This is a genomic window from Acidovorax sp. SRI_002 (assembly GCF_057586455.1).
Genome location: NZ_JBYCZW010000001.1, coordinates 948,409 through 968,792, shown reverse-complemented (window position 1 = coordinate 968,792; position 20,384 = coordinate 948,409). Strand labels below are relative to the sequence as shown.

General features: G+C 64.6%; 15 protein-coding genes. 9 read left to right on the top strand and 6 right to left on the bottom strand.

Translation table 11 applies throughout. From position 1 onward, the window contains the following. Positions 1–42: 42 nt before the first annotated feature. The gene (locus AC2YJX_RS04355; protein WP_436131231.1) at positions 43–1,521 is read right to left on the bottom strand and encodes a Ppx/GppA phosphatase family protein; all 1,479 of its coding nucleotides are present in this window, start codon (positions 1,519–1,521) and stop codon (positions 43–45) included. A 285-nt stretch (positions 1,522–1,806) separates the two neighbouring features. Here AC2YJX_RS04355 and pstS point away from each other — a divergent pair, with 285 nt between their 5' ends. From pstS to phoR, 7 genes are all read left to right on the top strand, one after another. Next, entirely contained in the window at positions 1,807–2,829 is a 1,023-nt protein-coding gene (gene pstS, locus AC2YJX_RS04350; RefSeq protein WP_121420530.1) for a phosphate ABC transporter substrate-binding protein PstS, read from the top strand. Between the two features lie 111 nt (positions 2,830–2,940). Next, positions 2,941–3,930 carry a phosphate ABC transporter permease subunit PstC gene (gene pstC, locus AC2YJX_RS04345; RefSeq protein WP_228897760.1) on the top strand — a complete coding sequence of 330 codons (990 nt, stop codon included), beginning with the start codon at positions 2,941–2,943 and terminating at the stop codon, positions 3,928–3,930. Positions 3,931–3,972: 42 nt separating this feature from the next. Beyond that, positions 3,973–4,827, top strand: coding sequence for a phosphate ABC transporter permease PstA (pstA, locus tag AC2YJX_RS04340; protein WP_055398211.1), 855 nt, complete (start codon positions 3,973–3,975; stop codon positions 4,825–4,827). Between the two features lie 57 nt (positions 4,828–4,884). Then, positions 4,885–5,667, top strand: a complete 783-nt coding sequence (gene pstB, locus AC2YJX_RS04335; RefSeq protein ID WP_055398210.1) for a phosphate ABC transporter ATP-binding protein PstB — start codon at positions 4,885–4,887, stop codon at positions 5,665–5,667. 11 nt (positions 5,668–5,678) lie between these two features. After that, a complete protein-coding gene (gene phoU / locus AC2YJX_RS04330) occupies positions 5,679–6,380 on the top strand; it encodes a phosphate signaling complex protein PhoU (RefSeq protein ID WP_055398209.1) in 702 nt (233 codons plus the stop codon). A 21-nt stretch (positions 6,381–6,401) separates the two neighbouring features. Then, entirely contained in the window at positions 6,402–7,109 is a 708-nt protein-coding gene (gene phoB, locus AC2YJX_RS04325) for a phosphate regulon transcriptional regulator PhoB (RefSeq protein WP_029412769.1), read from the top strand. A 117-nt stretch (positions 7,110–7,226) separates the two neighbouring features. Next, the gene (gene phoR, locus AC2YJX_RS04320) at positions 7,227–8,570 is read left to right on the top strand and encodes a phosphate regulon sensor histidine kinase PhoR (RefSeq protein WP_055398208.1); all 1,344 of its coding nucleotides are present in this window, start codon (positions 7,227–7,229) and stop codon (positions 8,568–8,570) included. On the opposite strand, the gene AC2YJX_RS04315 is transcribed toward phoR, so the two are convergent. From AC2YJX_RS04315 to trxA, 5 genes are all read right to left on the bottom strand, one after another. Next, positions 8,524–9,891 (bottom strand): MATE family efflux transporter, encoded by a 1,368-nt coding sequence (locus tag AC2YJX_RS04315; RefSeq protein ID WP_487255354.1) that lies wholly within the window; start codon positions 9,889–9,891, stop codon positions 8,524–8,526. The genes phoR and AC2YJX_RS04315 overlap by 47 nt on opposite strands. 21 nt (positions 9,892–9,912) lie before the next feature. After that, entirely contained in the window at positions 9,913–11,613 is a 1,701-nt protein-coding gene (locus AC2YJX_RS04310; RefSeq protein ID WP_487255353.1) for a hypothetical protein, read from the bottom strand. Between the two features lie 106 nt (positions 11,614–11,719). Continuing rightward, positions 11,720–11,974 carry a type B 50S ribosomal protein L31 gene (locus AC2YJX_RS04305; RefSeq protein WP_008906759.1) on the bottom strand — a complete coding sequence of 85 codons (255 nt, stop codon included), beginning with the start codon at positions 11,972–11,974 and terminating at the stop codon, positions 11,720–11,722. A gap of 272 nt (positions 11,975–12,246) precedes the next feature. Beyond that, on the bottom strand, positions 12,247–13,509 hold the full coding sequence (gene rho, locus AC2YJX_RS04300; RefSeq protein ID WP_055398205.1) for a transcription termination factor Rho: 1,263 nt from the start codon (positions 13,507–13,509) through the stop codon (positions 12,247–12,249). 259 nt (positions 13,510–13,768) lie between these two features. Beyond that, positions 13,769–14,101, bottom strand: coding sequence for a thioredoxin TrxA (gene trxA, locus AC2YJX_RS04295; protein WP_008906761.1), 333 nt, complete (start codon positions 14,099–14,101; stop codon positions 13,769–13,771). Between the two features lie 109 nt (positions 14,102–14,210). Between trxA and AC2YJX_RS04290 the strand changes: the two genes are divergently transcribed. Together AC2YJX_RS04290 and AC2YJX_RS04285 are read left to right on the top strand one after the other, a co-directional pair. After that, positions 14,211–16,817, top strand: a complete 2,607-nt coding sequence (locus AC2YJX_RS04290) for a PD-(D/E)XK nuclease family protein (RefSeq protein ID WP_487255352.1) — start codon at positions 14,211–14,213, stop codon at positions 16,815–16,817. Further along, positions 16,814–20,293 (top strand): UvrD-helicase domain-containing protein, encoded by a 3,480-nt coding sequence (locus AC2YJX_RS04285; protein ID WP_487255351.1) that lies wholly within the window; start codon positions 16,814–16,816, stop codon positions 20,291–20,293. Before AC2YJX_RS04290 ends, AC2YJX_RS04285 begins: the two co-directional genes overlap by 4 nt. Positions 20,294–20,384: the final 91 nt, after the last annotated feature.

The following is a 20,384-nucleotide window of genomic DNA, read 5'->3' as shown; positions in this document are numbered from 1 at the left end:
CAATAAACGGTATAAACAGTTTATATAGTTTATTGCCAATGCTCAGGGAAGGTCAACCACCAGTTCCCAAGGGGTCTTCTGCCATGCCTGGATTTCTTCGCGCAGCAGGTGTGCAGATTGTGGAAACGCCGTAGCCCAGCCAGCGCGGGCTTTCAGAATGAAACGGTGGCCTTGAGTCTGCAGTGACAAGCCCTGGGTGTCGGGGTCGCGGCGGGCGTGGCACAGTGCCACAGCCAGCCGCATGCTCAGCAGTTGAAGCACGAAGACGGGGTCTTGCAGGTCCGCTTCCAGCTTGCGGACCTTGCCGCGCTGGCCTTGAACCAAGATGCCCAAGCGGTGCAGTTCAGGGACTGCAAATCCGGCTGCGTCGGTGTTGTCGAGGATGTAGGCGCCATGGCGGTGGGAATCGCTATGGGATATCAGGCAACCAATTTCGTGAAGCCGGGCCGCCCAGTCGAGCTTGCGCGATGCTCGCTCACTTCCAAAAGGCGTAGCCTGGTCAAACAGCGTACAGGCCGTGCGCGCAACCCGTTCCGCGTGCTCCATGTCCACGCCAAACCGCTGCATCAGGCCGTTCACGGTGGCGGTGCGCAGGTCGGTTCCGGGTTGTTCGCGGTCCAGTAGATCGTAGAGTGCGCCTTGGCGCAAGGCGCCCTGGGCCACCTGCATCTGCTCGATGTCCAGCAGATCAAACACGGCGCGCAGTACGCTGATCCCTCCGCCAATGACGGCGCGCCGCTCTTCCTTGAGGCCTTCCAGGCGGATGCGATCCGCAGACTGGGCGCGCAGCAGGCGTTCGTGCAGCCAGTCGAGGCCTTCGCGGGTGATGACGCCTTGGGGGCCTCCCGCAGCTGCAAGCACGTCGCCAACGGCGCCGGCTGTGCCGGATGATCCGTAGGCCACCTCCCAGGCATCTGGCTGGAAGGTTTCCAGCGCTTCGTCCAGCACGGCCTTGGCTGCAATTTCGGCAGCCAGGAACGCCTGCGTGGTGAACTCGCCATTGGCAAAGTAGCGCTGCGACCACGCTACGCTGCCCACGCGGTACGAGGCCACGGCGTGGGGCGTGAATTGCTGGCCCAAAATGAGTTCGGTGGAGCGCCCCCCGATGTCCACCACCAGGCGGCGCTCGTCGGACTGCGGGAGCAGGCGGGCGACGCCCTGGTAGATCAGCCTCGCTTCTTCGGGGCCGGAGACGACGTCGATGGGATAGCCAAGCACTTCGCTCCCGCGTGACAGAAACTCTTCCCGGTTGCGTGCTTCGCGCAGGGTCTGGGTGGCCACGGCGCGAACCTGCGAGCGCGGAAATCCAGCCAAGCGCTCTCCAAATCGCGCCAGGCAGGCCCAGCCGCGCTCCATGGCGTCTCGGGTCAGATTGCGGTCTTCGTCCAGGCCATTGCCCTGGCGCACGGTCTCCTTGAGGTATTCCACCCTCTGGATATGACCGAACTCATAACGCCCGATTTCAAGGCGAAAACTGTTGGAGCCGAGGTCGACTGCGGCGAGGCGTGTGCCGTTCTGCATGTTTTTCTGATTGGAGCTTCGTTCGGCATGGTACCGCGAGCGTCTGGAGCACCCGCGCAACGCGCATTGCCACCGGGATGGCGGGTGGGCTGATCGTAAGAATGTGATCTTCGCCAGTGTCTGCGGCTTGTATGACAAATCAATGACGGCGTTGCTGGTGCTGGATGGGACGGGATGTATATGTGGCAGTTGCTGGGATGAGGACGGTTTGTGTCACTGAATTGTCATCTGTGGGCCCTAGAGTTCAGCCTGTTCCTGTCAACCCTAGCCAAAAGGTACTGAATAATGAAACGCACATTTCTCAAAACCGTCGCTGTAGCACTGGCCTCCATGGCTGTAGGCAGTGCTTTTGCGGCGGACATCACCGGCGCTGGCGCAACCTTCCCGTTCCCCATGTACGCCAAGTGGGCTGAAGCCTACAAAAAGGAAACGGGCACGGGGCTGAACTATCAGTCCATCGGCTCTTCCGGCGGCATCCGCCAGATTCGCGCCAAGACCGTGGCCTTTGGTGCATCCGATGCTCCAGTATCCGGCGCTGATCTCGAGAAGGACGGCATGGTGCAGTTCCCTGCAATCATTGGTGGCACGGTGCCGGTGGTGAACCTCGAGGGCTTCAAGCCGGGCGAGCTGCGCGTGACCGGCCCTGTGCTGGCAGAAATCTTCTTGGGCAAGATCGCCAAGTGGAATGACGCCAAGCTGGCCGCACTGAACCCGGGCAAGACCTTGCCGGACCAAAACATCACCGTGGTTCACCGCGCTGATGGTTCGGGCACCACGTTCAACTGGACCGACTACCTGTCTGCTGTCAGCAAGGAATGGGCAGACTCCGTGGGCAAGGGCGCTGCCGTGAAGTGGCCTGCTGCGTCGTCGGTGGGTGGCAAGGGCAATGAAGGCGTGGCCGCCAACGTGACCCGCGTGAAGGGTGCTGTAGGTTATGTGGAATACGCCTACGTCAAGAAGAACAACATGAACTTCCTTCAGCTGCAAAACGCTGACGGCAAGTACGTGAGCCCTGATGACAAGACCTTTGCCGCAGCCGCAGCCAGCGCTGATTGGTTCAGCGTTCCTGGCATGGGCATCTCGATGGTCAATGCCAAGGGTGCAGAAAGCTGGCCTGTCAGCACAGCCTCGTTCATCCTGATGTACAAGGACCCTGCGGACAAGGCGCAGTCGGCTGAAGTTCTGAAGTTCTTTGATTGGGCGTTCAAGAATGGCAAAGGCATGGCCACGGAGCTGGACTATGTGCCGCTGCCTGACAGCCTGACCGCCGAGATCCGTTCCAAAGTCTGGTCGCAGATCAAGAAGTAAGTCAGTCTGCCCCAGAATACCCCCCATCGGCCGCCTTGGCTGGCCGATGGGTGCTGGTTTGTGGGGATCTCCAGAAGCCAGATGGGAGTCAACATGAGCGTGGGAACCACCATGAGTTCGCAACCCGGGTCCGCCAAAAAGACGGACGCCCCTACGGAGTCGATGGTATCGATTGCCAGGCGGCAGCGTCTTCAGGACATCTTTTTTCATCGGTTGACCCAAAGTCTTTCGCTGCTGGTGCTGGCGGCGCTGCTGGGGATCATCGTCTCTCTGTTTATCTACGCTTGGCCGACGTTCCATAAGTTCGGTGTCCAGTTCATCTGGCGCGTGGAATGGGACATCATCAATGAAGAATTCGGTGCTGCGATTGCCATCGTCGGCACCCTGGCCAGTGCTGGCATTGCGCTGCTGATTGCGGTGCCTCTGGCTTTTGGCATTGCCCTTTTTCTGACGGAAACCTGCCCGGTCTGGCTGCGGCGCCCCCTGGGCACCGCAGTGGAGCTGTTGGCGGCCGTCCCCTCGATCATCTACGGCATGTTCGGTCTGTTCGTATTTGCCCCGCTGTTTGCCGATTACTTCCAGATGCCGGTACAAAAGCTGCTGGGCTCCATGCCGCTGGTGGGCTTTCTGTTTGGCGGCAGCACCAACGGCTTTGGCATCCTGGCGGCCGGTATCGTGCTCGCGTTCATGGTGCTGCCGTTTGTGGCGGCAGTGATGCGCGACGTGTTCGAGATTGTTCCGCCCATCCTGCGCGAGTCTGCCTATGGCCTGGGCTGCACGACCTGGGAAGTGGTGCGCCGCGTGGTGCTGCCTTACACCCAGAAGGGCGTTATAGGCGGAATCATGCTGGGCCTGGGTCGCGCTCTGGGGGAGACCATGGCTGTGACCTTTGTGATCGGCAACGCCAACCGCATGCCGACATCCCTCTTTTCGCCGGGAACCTCGATTGCCTCTACGCTGGCCAACGAGTTCGGCGAGGCGGCTGACTTCCATCTTTCCACGTTGTTCGCGCTGGGTTTCCTGCTGTTCGTGATCACCTTCGTGGTGCTTTCGGCCGCCAAGATCCTGATGCTGCGTGCTGAAAAGGCCAAGGGCCTTTGAGTCCTCATGCCCTGACCATGAACCTCTTTTGAGACAAGCTCCATGGAATTCAACCAACAACTCTACAAAAAGCGCCAGCGCTCCAACGCCATCGGGCTAACCCTTTCCCTGGGGGCGATGGTGCTGGGTCTGTTCGTGCTGCTCTGGATCCTGAGCGTTCTGCTGTCCAACGGCTTTGCTGCGCTGGACTGGAACATGTTCACCCAGTCCACGCCGGCACCCGGATCGGAAGGCGGTGGGCTGGCCAATGCCATCGTCGGTAGCCTCATGATGGTGGGTTTTACCGTGCTGGTATCCACACCGATTGGTGTACTGGCTGGCGTCTACCTGGCGGAATACGGCGACCAGAGCAAGACGGCCGAACTCACCCGCTTTGTGACCGACATCATGTTGTCCGCGCCCTCCATCGTTCTGGGCCTGTTCGTCTATGCCATTGCCGTGGCGACGGTAGGCAACTTCTCTGGTTGGGCCGGTAGCCTGGCCTTGTCGCTGATCGCCGTGCCGGTGGTGGTCCGTACCACCGAGAACATGCTGCGCCTGGTGCCCGGCAGTCTGCGCGAGGCTGCTTTTGCACTGGGTGCACCACGCTGGAAAGTGTCCACCATGGTCACCCTGCGTGCTGCGCGCAGTGGGGTGATGACGGGCTTGCTGCTGGCTGTGGCCCGCATCAGTGGCGAGACTGCGCCGCTGTTGTTCACGGCGCTCAACAACCAGTTCTTCAGCACCAACATGAATGCCCCCATGGCCAACCTGCCGGTGGTGATCTTCCAGTTTGCCCTGAGCCCTTACGAAAACTGGGTGCGCCTGGCCTGGGGTGGGGCGTTGCTCATCACGTTGTCGGTGTTGATCCTCAACATCGTGGCGCGGGTTTTCCTGCGCGAGAAGAGCCGTGCCTGACCTGTCGGCCCATTACGCAGACACCACCCAGACAGCCTCCATTTTCAGGATTTGACAATGAACGCCACCGCTACCGTCACCCCCAGCAAGAATGCGCTGGAACTTCGCAACCTCAGCTTCTTCTATGGCAAGTTTCAGGGGCTGCGCAACGTCAGCCTCAACATTGCCGAGCACAAGGTGACTGCTTTCATTGGCCCCTCGGGCTGTGGCAAGTCCACCCTGCTGCGGACTTTGAATCGCATGTACAGCCTGTACCCGGGCCAGCGTGCCGAAGGCACCATCAACTTCTACGGTCAGGACATCCTGGACCCCAAGCAGGACATCAACCTGCTGCGCGCCCGCATCGGCATGGTGTTCCAGAAACCCACGCCGTTTCCCATGTCCATCTACGACAACATCGCCTTCGGTGTGAAGCTCTACGAAAGCCTGAGCAAAAGCGAGATGGACGACCGCGTGGAATGGGCGCTCTCCAAGGCCGCCTTGTGGACCGAGGTGAAGGACAAGCTGCACCAAAGCGGTTTGTCGCTCTCCGGCGGACAGCAGCAGCGCCTGTGCATTGCACGCAGCGTGGCGGTCAAGCCTTCTGTGCTGCTGCTTGACGAACCCACCTCGGCGCTGGACCCGCTGTCCACTGCCAAGATCGAAGAGCTGATCGACGAACTCAAGCACGACTATACGATTGCCATCGTGACGCACAACATGCAGCAGGCTGCCCGCTGCAGCGACTACACGGCCTACATGTACCTGGGCGAAATGATCGAGTTCGGTGCCACCGAGCAGATCTTCTTCAAGCCCGAGCGCAAGGAAACCGAAGACTACATCACCGGCCGTTTCGGCTAAGGAGACAGCAGATGCCCGATAAACACCTTTCGTCCCAGTTCGACAGCGAACTCAACAGCGTCTCCGCCCGTGTGATGGAGATGGGTGGCCTGGTGGAATCGCAGATTCGCCAGGCGGTATACGCCCTGTCGCAGTTCAGCCTGGAGGCCGTGGAGACCGTGGCCTCGATGGAAACCCGTATCAATGCGATGGAAGTCGAGATCGACCAGGAGCTGTCGTCCATCATCGCCCGCCGTCAGCCGACGGCGCGCGACCTGCGCCTGCTGCTGGCCTTCTCCAAGGCCACAGCCAACCTCGAACGCATGGGTGATGAGGCCAACAAGATGGCCCGTATGGTGCGCTCCATCATCGAGAGTGGTGCACCTCGCTCGCTGCCGTCGAGCGACCTGCGCACGGCAGCCGAGCTGGCGTCGGGCCTGCTGCGCAAGACGCTGGATGCTTTTGCGCGCCTGGACGTCAAGGCGGCGGTGGCCATCCTCAAGGAAGACGACCTGATCGATAAGGAATTCGATGGATTCGTGCGCAAGCTCATCACCTACATGATGGAAGACCCGCGCACCATCTCCCCCAGCCTGGACCTGCTGTTCCTGGCCAAGGCGATTGAGCGCATCGGCGACCATTCCAAGAACGTGGCTGAGTTGATCATCTATCTGGTCAAGGGCAAGGATGTGCGCCACACTGCCCTCGATGAGATCGAGTCAGCCGTTCTGTAAAAAAAGAGCTTTGGCAAAACTATGAGAAAGCTCCCACGCGTCCTCATCGTTGAGGACGAACCTGCGATTGCCGAGTTGATTGCAGTCAATCTACGCCACAACGGATTCCAGCCCTTTTGGGCGGAAGACGGTGACTCGGCCCAGCGCGAGCTGGATGCCGTGCTGCCGGATGTCATCCTGCTCGACTGGATGCTGCCGGGGCAAAGCGGCTTGTCGCTGGCACGCAAGTGGCGTGCGGACAGCCGCACCAAGCCGATCCCGATCCTGATGTTGACGGCCCGGGGCGATGAACCTGACAAGATCGCTGGGCTCGATGCGGGTGCCGACGACTACATCACCAAGCCGTTCTCCACGCAGGAGCTGCTGGCGCGGATCCGTGCCGTGCTGCGCCGTCGTGCTCCCGAGCAGGTCAGCGACAGCGTGACCATTGGCGAGCTGGTGCTCGACGCCGGGACCTACCGCGTGACCTTCCAGGGGCAGCCGCTCAAGGTGGGCCCCACCGAGTTCAAGCTGCTGCACTTTCTCATGAAACACGCCGAACGTGTACACAGCCGCTCGCAATTGCTCGACAAGGTGTGGGGTGACCATGTTTTCATCGAGGAGCGCACAGTGGATGTGCACGTCAAGCGGCTGCGCGAAGCCCTGGGCGCCGCCTCCGTGATGGTGGAAACCGTGCGTGGCGCGGGCTACCGGCTCACCGCCCAGCCCCAGGTGCAGTTGCAGGCCTGAGAGCCTGGTGATGATCTTCAGCGATAGAGTGAACAGGTGCTGAGGGCGCGGGCCTGATGTTGTCGATGGGGCGCACAGGATGCGCCCCTGTTTTTCTGAGAAGGCGTTGCTGACCGCATGCTGTGGCGTATTTCGTATTTCCTGCTCTGGCAGATAGCGGGTGGCGGGCTGGGATGGTGGCAGGGTGGTCCCTGGGGCGCAGCTCTGGGCGCCGCCCTGGCGGCGTGGGCCTGGTTTGTCTGGGATCTGCTGCGTGGCGCGCGTGTGCTGCGCTGGCTGCGCACGGGTGACCTGTCCGAAGTCCCGGCCATGCGCGGCATCTGGGGTGAGGCGGCAGACCGTGCGCGGCGCCTTTTGCGCAGACAGGAGACCCAGATCCGCGACAGCCAGGACCGGCTGCAGGAGATCCTGGCCGCGCTGCAGGCCACGCCCAATGGGGTGGTGCTGCTGGATGCGCAAGGCCGCATCGAGTGGTGCAACCAGATGGCCGCCAGCCAGTTCGGCTTTGACGCCCAGCGCGATGTGATGCAGTCGATCGGCAACCTGGTGCGCGATCCCGAGTTCACGGCCTACTATGCCGCCCAGGATTTCAGCCACGATGTGGTACTGGAGGGGCGCTTCAGCACGCCATCGCGGCCGGTGCGCATCTCGGTGCATCTGCACCCCTATGGCGACGGGCGCACCCTGCTGCTGTCGCGCGATGTCACGGCGCTGGAGCAGGCCGAGGCCATGCGGCGCGACTTCGTGGCGAACGTGTCCCATGAGATCCGCACGCCCCTGACGGTGCTGACCGGTTTTGTCGAAACGCTGCAGACCTTGCCCCTGAGTGCCGACGAGCGCTCGCGCTACCTGGGCATGATGGCCCAGCAGGCGCTGCGCATGCAAAGTGTGGTGCAAGACCTTTTGACCCTGTCGCGCCTGGAGGGCAGTCCGCCACCGGGCATGGCGGAGTGGACGCCCGTGCAGGCGCTCATGCAGCGGTGCGAGGAGGAGGGGCGTGCGCTGTCGGCCGTGCTCTCGCAAAACCAGCCGCGCCAGCATGTCATGGTGTTTCCGTCGAAGGACGCGTTGCATGCCGAGGGCGACATTGCAGGCGTGCCCACCGAGTTGCAAAGCGCATTGTCGAACCTCATCAGCAATGCTGTGCGCTACACGCCTGCGGGTGGGGTGATCACGGTGGCGTGGCACCGCATGGAAGATGGCTGCGCAGTTTTCTCGGTGCAGGACACAGGCCCGGGAATCGCACCCGAACACATTCCGCGTTTGACAGAGCGTTTTTACCGCGTGGACCGCAGCCGCTCCCGCGAGACCGGTGGCACCGGCCTGGGGCTAGCCATCGTCAAGCATGTGCTGCAGCGGCACGGGGCCACGCTGGACATTGCCAGCACGCTGGGCAAGGGCTCGGTGTTCTCGGTCACCTTCCCCGCGAACCGGTTGCGTGGGTTTTCGCTGCCGGTCTGACCGCACGCCACAGCATGGCCAGGAACAGCGCGGCAGTGAACCACAGCGCCGCAGCGCTTGCGGCCCAGAAAGGTGTGGGCGATGGCTCCGCTGCCCAAGGCCCCAGGCCCCGGTAGGCCAGCAGGTAGCCGCCCCCCAAACCCGCACCCCACAGCAACACGCAATACACCACCAGCGGCGCCACGGTGATGCGGTAGCAGCGCAAGACAAACACGCACAGCGTCTGCAGTGCATCGGCTGCGTGGTACGCAGCCACCCACACGATGACCCCGCCCGTCAGGGCCACCACGCCGGTGTTGGTGGAATACAAACCGCCAATCTGATTTTTTGCTATTAATAATATAGCTGCTAGCGCAATACCAATAAGCGCTGAAAGCCTAAAACCTATAAAAACCACCTTGCGCGCGCGTGCTGGATCGCCAGTGCCCAGCCAGTAGCTGAGGCGGGCGCTGGTGGCGATGGCCAGCGACAGCGGCACCATGTAGAGCACAGCCGCCACATTGGCCGCGATCTGGTGCGCCGCCGATGCGGTGGTGCCCTGGCGTGCAATGAACAACGCCATCAGCGTGAACGACGTCACCTCCACCATCACAGCCAGCCCGGCCGGGATGCCCAGGCGGGCAAAGCCCGCAATGGTGGGCCAGTGCGGGGGCTCCATACGGCGCCAGATGCGCAGGGGTTCATAGATGTCCTGCGTGCGCAGCAGCCAGATGGCCAGCGCAAGCATGCTGCCGTTGACCACCAGGGTGGCCCACGCGCATCCCACCACGCCTTGCGCAGGCAGCCCTGCGCCGCCAAAGGTGAACCAGATCGACAGTGGCAGCTTGATGAACAGCGAGCCCACCTGCAGCCAGGTCACCAGCTTGGGGCGGCCCAGGGCCTGGTTCAAGGTGCTGTAGATGCGAAAAAGCAGGGCAGGCGGCAGTGCCAGGGCCAGCACGGCCAGGTAACTCTCCACCTCGGTGCGCAGGGCTGGCGGCACCTCGGTCCAGCGCAGCAGGGGGGCGGGGGACAGCAGGATGGCCATGCCCACCAGTGAGGCCGCGCCGCACAGGTACAGCGACTGCCGCAGAGACCGGCCCAGGCCGTCGGTCTGCCGGGCGCCGCGCAACTCGGCCCACACCGGAAGCAGCGCCTGCAGCACGCCAATCAGCGCCACATACACGCTGATGAAGATGGCGCTGCCCACCGAGAGTGCCGCCAGCGAGGCTTCTCCATGGCGCCCGGCGACGATGGTGTCTGTCACGCCAAACGCCATCACCGCCAGTTGCCCGGCCAGCACCGTGATGGCGTGGCGCGAGATGGTCGAAAGCTCCGACATTACTCCGGCATCATTCGGGCATCAGCGTGCAGGCCCCGCACGGTGAAACACCAGGAGGTGATCGTTCTTGTCAGTGGGGCGTGGAATGGTGGCCCGGGCTTCCCAGCGCGCCACATTCACCATGCGCTCGGACGGAGGCCAGGAGGCGATGTCAGCCACCAGCCAGTCGCACTCGTCCTGCAGGCCCGCCCTCTGCAGCGATAGGCCACCGTGGTACTGCAGAGCCGTCACCTGGGCACGGTTCAACCCTACCGTCTGCACACAGCCCGGGGATGGGCCCAGTGCGGCCATCACACTGCGAACCTGGGGGCGATAGCTGCGGGCGTAGTCCAGTAGCGGCAACCACAAAGTCATCAGCAGCAGCCAGCCCAGCGCAGCGCCGCTGGCTGGCAGCACCAGGCTCTTCCAGATGGGCGCCCGGTTGCGCGCGGCGCGCCACCACACCAGGCTGCACCAGCCCACGGTGGCAGCCAGGGCCACGACAAGCGCCAGTGCGGAAAACTGCGGCACAAAACCAGGGGCCAGCTTGGCCACATTGGCTGCAGGCTTGGCGGGAACGCCCGTTTGCATGGCAATCCAGATCACCCAGATCGCCAGCGCTGAAACGGTGAAGAACAGCAGCGTGAACCAGTCGATCAGCGCCCCCACACTGCGCCGCAGCGTGGGCAGTGCAAACGCTGCCAGTGCCGCCAGGGCCGGCAGACCGAGCAGGAGGGCCCTGTCTGCAGGTTGGGTGGTGATGGTGGCGGCAATGGAGACTGCCGAGAACCACAGCGGGAGCAGCAGGTGCCTGTGCCCCTGGCGGCTGATGATCTGCTTGCGCCAGCGCCATAGCGTCCACAGGGCCAGGGGCCAGGCGGGCCATCCAAACCACAGCAGCAGCCGCGCCAGGCTCTGCCACTCTTTGCCGCCTGAGCCGGAATCCACAATTCGCCAGCGCCAGAGATCGAGCCCCCAGGCGATCAGCGCCGCTGCCAACGTGATTGCCCCGAGGGCCAGGGCCCAGCGCAGGCGATGGTCTGTCTGGCTGCCTGGCGCATACACCACCACCACCATGCTGCCCAGTCCCAGCAATGCTGCAAGCGCCGGCGCGCCTGCCAGCGTGAGCCCCACCATGCCTGTGGCCAGCGCCACGGCAGGGGCTACGGTGCGGTGGGGCATGGCTGCAACCGCAAAAAAGATCAGCGCCGTGCAACTGAGCTGCACCAGATAGCTGGTGACCTCATGCGAGAGCTGCGCGAGGCCCAGGCAGGCAATCAGGGCCAGCAACCCGCCATCGGCAATGGCGCGGGCGTAGTCGGGTGGATTGGCTTCGCCCCCAAAGGCAAAGGCCACAGGCTGGGCGCCGGGGCTGCGGGCGAGGTAGTAGACGGCGTACCACGTGGCAATGAGGGTGATGACCAGCAGGAGTGCGAAGGGTAGGCGCACCGCCATCTCGGCAGAAACCCACTGGGGCGCTAGCTGAATTGCCCAAGCGCCCAGCCAGTACGGCAGCAGTCCTTCGGTTTCCGGGGGCATGCCGCCCAGCAGGGGGCTCAGCCAGGGCGTGTGCCCGTGGGCCAGCTCCAGCATGTAGCCAAACGCCGTGACATCCGCACTTTTCCACGGGTCGCGCCCGACGAAGCCGGGCACGACATAGGCAATACACAGCAGTACCAGTGCCCAGCGTGGCAGGGGGCTGACAGCGTTCTGGGTAACGATGGCGGGGGTCGGTGGATTCACGCGTCAGAGGGCGGCAAAGCGAAGCCACCGAGAATAAGGGCAAAACCAACGGAAAAAGGCAGCCCGGTTGCCCGGGCTGCCTTTTTGGCGGGAACGCAAGCGCGAATTACTTCGCTGCGGTCTTGCCGAAACGGTTGCGGAAGCGCTCCACGCGGCCACCCATGTTGTCCACCGACTTTTGCGTACCGGTGTAGAAGGGGTGCGATTCAGAGGACGTATCCAGCTTGAACAGCGGGTATTCCTTGCCTTCGAACGTTTCCATTTCCTTCGTGTTCACGCACGAACGGGTCACGAACTTGAAGCCGTTGGACAGGTCCGAGAACAGGACTTCGCGGTAGTTGGGGTGAATGCCTTCTTTCATGATCAATCCTTGTCAAGTGCGGGAGCCGCGCTGAACCCGGAGCAACCTTTGCGCCGTGGAACATCCAACGTACTTTCCGCAGAAAAAGCCCTCTATTATTGCACAGGCGGTTTGATGGCATTTTCGCGACGGCCCGTAACGGCTGAAACTGGCAAGGCCTTGGCCAGAACCGCCGCGCAAGGGCCGCCCCGCCGCGCTGGCGGTGTCTCCCTTCCTGAATTGCGCAGCAATTCGAGAGAAGGGGGAAGGCGCGAAAGCGCCTCAGAGGGTTGTCACCCTCCTCTTCGCATCATGTCAAAGAAGTCCACATTGGTCTTGGTGGCCTTCATGTTCTTGATCATCAGCTCCATCGACTCGATCTCGTCCATGTTGTACATGAACTGGCGCAGGATGCGGGTCTTTTGAAGGATCTCGGGCGCCAGCAGCAGCTCTTCGCGGCGCGTGCCGCTCTTGTTGAGCTCGATGGCGGGGAACACGCGCTTTTCGTACAGGCGGCGGTTCAGGTGGATTTCGCAGTTGCCCGTGCCCTTGAACTCTTCAAAGATCACTTCGTCCATGCGGCTGCCGGTGTCGACCAACGCGGTGGCGATGATGGTGAGCGAGCCACCTTCTTCGACCTTGCGCGCGGCGCCGAAGAAGCGCTTGGGGCGCTGCAGTGCGGCGGCGTCCACACCGCCCGAAAGCACCTTGCCGCTGGAGGGCACGACGTTGTTGTAGGCGCGCGCCAGGCGGGTGATGGAGTCCAGCAGGATGACCACGTCCTTCTTCAGCTCGACCAGGCGCTTGGCGCGCTCGATCACCATCTCGGCCACGTGCACGTGGCGGGCGGCGGGCTCGTCGAAGGTGGAGGCGATGATCTCGCCCTTCACCGTGCGCTGCATTTCGGTCACTTCTTCAGGGCGCTCGTCCACCAGCAGCACCATCAGGTGCACGTCGGGGTTGTTGGCCGTGATGGCGTGGGCGATGTGCTGCATCATCACCGTCTTGCCGCTCTTGGGCGGGGCGACGATCAGCGCGCGCTGGCCACGGCCGATGGGCGCAATGATGTCGATGATGCGGCCTGTGATGTTTTCTTCGCCCTTGAAGTCGCGCTCCAGCTTCATCTGTTCCTTGGGGAACAGGGGCGTCAGGTTCTCGAACATCACCTTGTGCTTGTTCTGCTCCGGCGGGCCGCCGTTGACGGAGTCGAGCTTGTTCAGGGCGAAGTAGCGCTCACCGTCTTTGGGTGTGCGGACTTCACCTTCGATCATGTCGCCGGTGTGCAGATTGAAACGGCGCACCTGGCTCGGGCTGATGTAGATGTCGTCCGTGCTGGCCGTGAAGCTCGTGTCGGGGCTGCGCAGGAAGCCGAAACCGTCGGGCAAAATTTCCAGCACGCCATCGGCAATGATTTGTTCCCCGGTCTTGGCCCGCTTCTTGATGATCGCAAACATCAGCTCCTGCTTGCGCATGCGGCCGGTATTTTCGATTTCGAGTTCTTCGGCTTGCTTCAGGACTTCAGACACGTGCAGTGCCTTGAGTTCGTTTAAGTGCATGGAATGACTCCTTGGCGGAGCTGGTATGAATCTTGGGGGAGGAGGGCTGGTGCCAGATGGGCTGCTGTTTGCAGGTCTGGCTCGCCGGGGATCTCGGTCCGGCTGCCAATGCGTGCAGGCCGGTGATCTGAAGGAATTATGACAGGAAAAAAAGCGGGAGATTCACGGGATCCGAATTCGGTCTGTGTCTGGCGCTGCAAGTGGTGTCGTGAAAACAAACAACCCCGCGTGCATGGGCAGGCGCGGGGTTGGGGGCGGATCAGGCCAGTTGCTGGTCGATGAAGGCGGTCAGTTGCGCCTTGCTCATGGCGCCGACCTTGGTGGCGGCCAGCTGGCCGTCCTTGAACAGCATCAGTGTGGGAATGCCGCGAATGCCGAACTTGGCGGGGATCTCGCGGTTTTCGTCCACATTCATCTTGGCGATCTGCAGCTTGCCCTGGTAGGTGCCTGCAACTTCGTCCAGGATCGGGGCAATCATTTTGCAGGGGCCGCACCATTCGGCCCAGTAGTCCACCAGCACGGCGGAGCCGGGTTGCAGCACGTCGGCTTCAAAGCTGGCGTCAGAGACATGTTTGATGAGTTCGCTGGCCATGGCGGATTCCTTGATTTTGAGCGGGTTGTGACCGGTGTACGTTTAAAGTCTGGGCATTGTGACAGAAACCAATCCCACGTTCACCGGTGTGGCCGGGCCTTGCGACGCTATGACAGTCATAGCGAAAAGCGATCAAACCAGTGGGTTTGCTGTCGCCAGCACCGCCTTGTGGCAACGTGCTCTGGCCCAGGTGGCCGCACATGCCCAGGCCCATGGCGCCCATTTGGCGCGCACCGTGGTGCTGGTGCCTTACGCCCAGCTCATGCCCTGGGCCCAGCGCCATTGGGCGCTGCAGTTTCCGCAAGGCTTTGCGCCGCGCTTTGAAACCACCCGCAACTGGGCCCGCCAGTTGCAGGTGTTTGAGCCTTCGGCTGACGACTTTGCGGGCGACGTGGCGCGTGACACCCTCACGGCCCGCGCCTTGCTCGACCGTGTGGGGCAGGGCGCCCAGCGCGAGATGCTGGCCACGCCCCTGCAAGAAGCCGCCGCACAACTGGCACCCGCCGTGGCCGCTGTGCCCCCCGCGCAGCGCGCCGCCTGGGGCGACGAGGCCCGCAAACTGCTGGCCACCGCCGATGAAGGCAGCAGCCTGCATTACGAGGCCCTGGTGGCGCGCCTGGCGCTGGAATGGGTGCTGGCCTCACGCCACGCCACCGATGTACTGTTTGAGCCCGGTGTGCGTGCGGCGGTGGATGCGCTGGTGGTGCTCGAAGGCTTTCAGTCCGACGCGCTCCCCCAGGCCCTGCTGGCCCATTGGGGCGAGCAGGGGGCTTGTGTTGCGCTGCCAGCATTGGTCGATGAAGCTCCCGCGCCGCCAAAACGCTCTCTGCATGCCGCCACCGATGCCGAAGACGAAGCCCACCGCGCCGCAGCCTGCGTGCTGGCCCATGTGCGAGATGGCCGGGTGCCCGTCGCGCTGGCCGCCACCGACCGCGCACTGATCCGCCGCGTGCTCGCTCACCTGGACAGCAGCGGCGTGCTGGTGCGCGATGAAAGTGGCTGGATTCTCTCGACCACACGCGCCGCTTCGCGGGTCATGGCCACGCTGAAGGCTGCGGCGTGGAACGCATCATCCAACGAGGTGCTGGACTGGATCAAGCACACCCCTGCGCTGATGCCGGGCGAGGTGAATCGGCTGGAGCAATGGCTGCGCAAGGGCGTGGTGCAGCACTGGAGCGCCGCCACCGCGCGGGATCTGAGTGCGCAGCCCCACCTGGCCCGCACCGTGGCCACCGTGGAGGTCTGGCGCGACACCCTGCGCACCGCTCGCCCGCTGGCGCAGTGGCTGCCCGCCCTGCGCGCCGTGCTGGAGCAGGCGGGCCAGTGGCAAGGACTCTCGGCCGACCCGGCCGGCATGCGTGTGCTGGTTGCCCTTCGCCTGCAAGACGGCCAGCAGGCCGAGCCGGACGCCTGGGGTGACAGCGCGGGCCGGCGCATGACGCTGGCCGAATTCACCCGATGGGCCAAGGACGTGCTCGAAGCCGGGCGCTACGTGGCCGCGCAGGCCGCCGATGCGCCCGTGGTGGTGGTGCCCCTGCCGCAACTGCTGGCCCGTCCCTTTGCCGCCGCGGTGCTGCCGGGCTGCGATGAAAAGCGTCTGCAAGCCGCACCGGAGCCTGCGGGCGACTGGTCGCAGGCCCAGCGCGAGGCCTGGGGCCTGCCCACACGCCAGTCGCTGGAGGCCGCCCAGCGGGCCGCCTGGGCCCACGCCCTGCGCATACCCGTGGTGGACGTGCTGTGGCGCACCGGCGATGAGGGCGGCGAGCCCCTGCTGGCCAGCGCCCTGGTGCTGGCCCTGCAACTGGATGGCGCCGCTACACCCGGCACGGACGACCGTGCGGCCCGTGCAGTGGCCGCCACCCCCACACTGCGTCCCCAGCCCGTGGGCCAGGCGTTGCCGGTGGCGCACCTGTCGTCCACCGCGTATTCCGACCTGCGCCATTGTCCGTACCGCTTCTTTGCACAGCGCGAGCTGGGTCTGCGCGAGGCCGAGGAACTGGATGCCGAAGTGGACAAGCGCGACTTTGGCAACTGGCTGCACGCCGTGCTGCAACACTTTCACGAGGCGTTGCTGGCTGAGCCCACCGACCACCCGGCCGAGCGCCGCACCCGCATGGACGCCGCCGCCGAGGCTGTCACCCGCGAACAGCGGTTGCAAGACGGAGACTTTCTACCCTTTGCCGCAGGCTGGGCGCAACTGCGCGACGGCTACCTGCAATGGCTGGCAGGGCACGAGCAGCAGGGCGCCACCTTCCGCCAGGCCGAGGTCAAGGCGCGCCAGCCGCTGGGCGATCTGGAGCTGGTCGGCACCCTCGACCGCATCGATGGTGTCTCGTCTACCGGCGAGCCCACGGTGCTGGTGATTGACTACAAAACCGAAAGCGACAGCGTGACCCGCCAGCGCATCAAGAGCGGAGCGGAGGACACGCAACTGGCCTTCTACGCCGCCCTGCTGAGCCACGACACCCTGCGCGCTGCCTACGTCAACGTGGGCGAGCGCGGCGAGACGCAAATGCACGAACAGGACGAAGTGGTGCACCTGCGCGATGTGCTGATCGAAGGCATTCAGCACGACATGGTCCGCATCGCCGCCGGTGCGCCGCTGCCCGCGCTGGGCGAGGGCTCGGTGTGCGAGTTCTGCGCCGTGCGCGGCCTGTGCCGGAAAGACTACTGGGCGGACGCTGAACAGGCGTTGCCCGCGCAAGAGACGCCATGACCGTCAGCATTCCACAACCCACCCAGGCCGCCTACGAACACAACGGCCGCCCCGTCTCGCGCGAGGCCTTCTATGCCATTGCCTGCGACCCCGCACGCAGCGTGGCGGTGGAGGCCTGCGCGGGGGCGGGCAAGACCTGGATGCTGGTCTCGCGCATGCTGCGAGCGCTGCTCGACGGCTGCGCGCCGCACGAGATCCTGGCCATCACCTTCACCAAAAAGGCGGCGGGCGAAATGCGCCAGCGCCTGCAAGAATGGTTGGAGCAGTTCAGCCACAAGCCGCTGGAAGAGCTTACGGCCGAGCTGATTGCACGCGGAATCAGCCCCCAAGGCGCACTGGACAAGCGCGAGGCGCTACAAAATCTATACCGCCAGCTGCTCGAAGCGGGCCGCCCGGTGCAAATCCGCACTTTCCACAGCTGGTTTGCCGCGCTGCTGGGCACAGCCCCGCTGGCGCTGCTGCAGCAACAGGGCCTGCCCGCGCACTTTGAGCTGCTCGAAGACGATGCCGAGGCCGTGCGCGAGGTCTGGCCCCCGTTCTTGCAGACCGTGGCCGAAAGCGCCAGCCTGCGTGCCGACTATGAAGCCGTGGTGGCCCGCCACGGCCGCTCGCAAACCCACAAGGCCCTAGCGGCAGCGCTGGCCAAGCGGGTGGAGTTTGATCTGGCCGACGAGGCAGGCGTGGTGGATGCGTCGGTGCCACCCTTCCAGCTCGCGTACCCCGATCTGGCCGCCTTGGCCGAGCCCGCCGAGGCCCTGCAGACCGAAGCCGCGTTGCAACGCTGGCGCAGCCGCGCCAGCGCCCTGGGCGCAGAGGCCAACAAGACCCCGCAGAAGGCGGCGGACGCCATCATCGAGGCGCTGGCCTGCACCGACCTGAACCAGCGCCTGGACATGCTGCGCAAAGCGATGTTTGTGGCCAAGGAAGACCGCCTCTCCAAGAACCTGGAGAAGTTCCCCGCCGCGCAGGAGGCCGAGCCCGAGTTGCAGCGCCTGCTCACCGCCCGCCGCCAGCACGACGCCTGGCAGCACCAGCAGCGCATGGCCCGGCTGGCGCGTTGCCTGATTGCGCAGTTTGTGGCCGTCAAGCAGCAGCACGGCTGGGTGGACATGAACGATGTGGAGCGCACGGCCCTGGTCATGCTGGCCGACCCGGTGCTCAGTGGCTGGGTGCAGGAGCGGCTGGACGCGCGCATCCGCCACTTGCTGGTCGATGAGTTCCAGGACACCAACCCGCTGCAGTGGCAGGCGCTGCACGCGTGGCTGTCCGGCTATGCGGGCTCGGGCGGTGGTTCGGCCGCGCCCAGCGTGTTCATCGTGGGCGACCCCAAGCAGAGCATCTACCGCTTTCGCCGCGCCGAACCACAGGTGTTCATCGCTGCGCAGGCGTTTGTGCGCGATGGGCTGCGCGGCGACCTGCTCAGCTGCGATCACACGCGCCGCAACGCACAGGGCGTGATTGCCGCGGTCAACGCCGTCATGGGCCAGGCCCAGGCGCAGCAAGAGACCAGCGGTTTCCGCGATCACACCACCGAATCCAAGCACCCCGGCCAGTTGCTGCGCCTGCCCGCCATCACCGACGCGGACGACGACAGCCAAGGCGCAGGCCGCGACCCCCTGGCCTGGCGCGACAGCCTGACCGAACCCCGCCACGAGGCCGAAGAAACCCAGCGCATGCGCGAATGCACCCAGGCCGCCGCCTGGGTGGCTGCGCAGATTGCCTGCGGTACCCCGCCCAAAGAGGTGCTGGTGCTGGCCCGCAAGCGCGACCGCCTCGCCAGCATGCAAGACGCTCTGCGCGCCTTGCACCTGCCCTGCGTGCAGCCCGAAAAGGCCGACCTGTTCGACGCACCCGAGGTGCAGGACATGGTGGCGCTGCTGGATGTACTGGTCTCGCCCACCCACGACCTGTCGCTGGCCCGCGCGCTCAAGTCGCCCCTTTTCAGCCTGGGCGACGACGCCCTGGTGGCCTTGGCCGTGCTGCGCCGCCAGCCGGAACATGCGGGTTGCAGTTGGTTTGATTTGCTATTAAAAAGTGAGCTTCTTGCGCTTGATTTGAAAGCGCTGGGGCCTGTTTTGATTCAATACCAAGACTGGGTGAGTGGCCTGCCTCCGCACGATGCGCTGCATGCCATCTACGAGCACGGCGACGTGCTGGCCCGCTTCGCCGCTGCTGCCCCGGTCACCCAGCGCCAGGCAGTGCAGGCCAACCTGCGCGCGCTGCTGGCGGCATCGCTGCAGCACGACGGCGGCCGCTACCTCACGCCCTATGCGTTTGTGCGGGCCATGAAGAAGGGCGGCGTGCGCGCCCCCGGCCGGGCCGATGCGCAGGCCGTTCGCCTGCTGACGGTGCACGGCGCCAAGGGGCTGGAGGCCGACTGCGTGCTGCTGCTCGACACCGACACCCGCCCGCAAAAGGCCGAGACCATGGGCGTGCTGGTGGACTGGCCTGGCGAGCAGGCCGTGCCCTCGGCTTTCGTTTTTCTGGCCAGCGAATCGAACCCGCCGCCCAGCGCACAAGCCGCGCTAGCCGCCGAGCAGCAGGCCCGCAGCCGCGAGGAGTTGAACATGCTCTACGTGGCGATGACGCGCGCCAAACACTGCCTGGCGCTATCCTCCGTGCAACCCGGCAATTCGGCGCCGGGCAGCTGGTGGAACCGGCTGGCACCACTGGTGATCGAGGTGGACGCGGGCACGGCCCCGGCGCCTTCCGGTGGAGCCGGGGCGACCCCCGACACCTTCACCATCGCCGCGCTGCCCCCCCTGCCCGCAGCCCTGCAAAGCGCCCGCACCAAACCGGGTGCTGCAGCCGCCGATCCCACCAGTGCTACGCCCGTGGCCATGCCTGGCGACGCCGAGTCCACCCCCCTGTCACGTCAGGGCGACGCCATGCACCAGCTGCTGGAGCAGGCCGGTGTGGCCGGTGCCCCGCTGGCCGACCTGCGCACCCAAGGCTGGCCTGCTGCGCGAATTGCAAGGCTGGCCAGCGACCACGACATTGCCCCTGCAGCGGCTGAGTTGGCAGCCCGCATGGCACAGGGCATTCTGGCGGGCGAGGGCGCCTGGGCGTGGGACCCGGAGCAGGTGCAGACCGCCATCAACGAGGCCCCGCTGCACTACCAGGGCCAAAGCCTGCGCATCGATCGGCTGGTGCTGCGCCGTGCCCTGTCTGCAGATGATGCCGTGGCAGGCTGGTGGGTGCTCGACTACAAAAGCGCCGCCCAGCCTCAGCGCCAGCAAGCGCTGGTGACGCAACTGCAGCGCTACCAAGAAGCCGTGCAGGCCCTGATGCCGGGCGAGGCCGTGCACGCGGCCTTCCTCACAGGCGATGGGCGTTTGGTGCGGGCAGGGGGCGGGCCTACCCCTGCCGCCGTCGGGCATACTCTCGCCCCCGCTGCGCCGGATGCTCCGGCAAAGCCCGAGCGTCCACGCCCCGCGCCGGGGCCTGCAGATTCTGCGCAAGGCTCTTTGTTTTGACCCGCACCCAGGGCTTCCAACCCGCGCAACGCCCCCACTTTTAGCAAGGTTCTCCCGTGTCTCACACCCTTTCTCCTTCCGATTCACCCGT

What these genes read in the sequence shown, in the direction of transcription:
- AC2YJX_RS04355 (WP_436131231.1), bottom strand. Translation starts at nt 1,521, where the DNA reads ATGCAGAACGGCACACGCCTCGCCGCAGTCGACCTCGGCTCCAACAGT.
- pstS (WP_121420530.1), top strand. Translation starts at nt 1,807, where the DNA reads ATGAAACGCACATTTCTCAAAACCGTCGCTGTAGCACTGGCCTCCATG.
- pstC (WP_228897760.1), top strand. Translation starts at nt 2,941, where the DNA reads ATGAGTTCGCAACCCGGGTCCGCCAAAAAGACGGACGCCCCTACGGAG.
- pstA (WP_055398211.1), top strand. Translation starts at nt 3,973, where the DNA reads ATGGAATTCAACCAACAACTCTACAAAAAGCGCCAGCGCTCCAACGCC.
- pstB (WP_055398210.1), top strand. Translation starts at nt 4,885, where the DNA reads ATGAACGCCACCGCTACCGTCACCCCCAGCAAGAATGCGCTGGAACTT.
- phoU (WP_055398209.1), top strand. Translation starts at nt 5,679, where the DNA reads ATGCCCGATAAACACCTTTCGTCCCAGTTCGACAGCGAACTCAACAGC.
- phoB (WP_029412769.1), top strand. Translation starts at nt 6,402, where the DNA reads ATGAGAAAGCTCCCACGCGTCCTCATCGTTGAGGACGAACCTGCGATT.
- phoR (WP_055398208.1), top strand. Translation starts at nt 7,227, where the DNA reads ATGCTGTGGCGTATTTCGTATTTCCTGCTCTGGCAGATAGCGGGTGGC.
- AC2YJX_RS04315 (WP_487255354.1), bottom strand. Translation starts at nt 9,891, where the DNA reads ATGTCGGAGCTTTCGACCATCTCGCGCCACGCCATCACGGTGCTGGCC.
- AC2YJX_RS04305 (WP_008906759.1), bottom strand. Translation starts at nt 11,974, where the DNA reads ATGAAAGAAGGCATTCACCCCAACTACCGCGAAGTCCTGTTCTCGGAC.
- rho (WP_055398205.1), bottom strand. Translation starts at nt 13,509, where the DNA reads ATGCACTTAAACGAACTCAAGGCACTGCACGTGTCTGAAGTCCTGAAG.
- trxA (WP_008906761.1), bottom strand. Translation starts at nt 14,101, where the DNA reads ATGGCCAGCGAACTCATCAAACATGTCTCTGACGCCAGCTTTGAAGCC.
- AC2YJX_RS04290 (WP_487255352.1), top strand. Translation starts at nt 14,211, where the DNA reads ATGACAGTCATAGCGAAAAGCGATCAAACCAGTGGGTTTGCTGTCGCC.
- AC2YJX_RS04285 (WP_487255351.1), top strand. Translation starts at nt 16,814, where the DNA reads ATGACCGTCAGCATTCCACAACCCACCCAGGCCGCCTACGAACACAAC.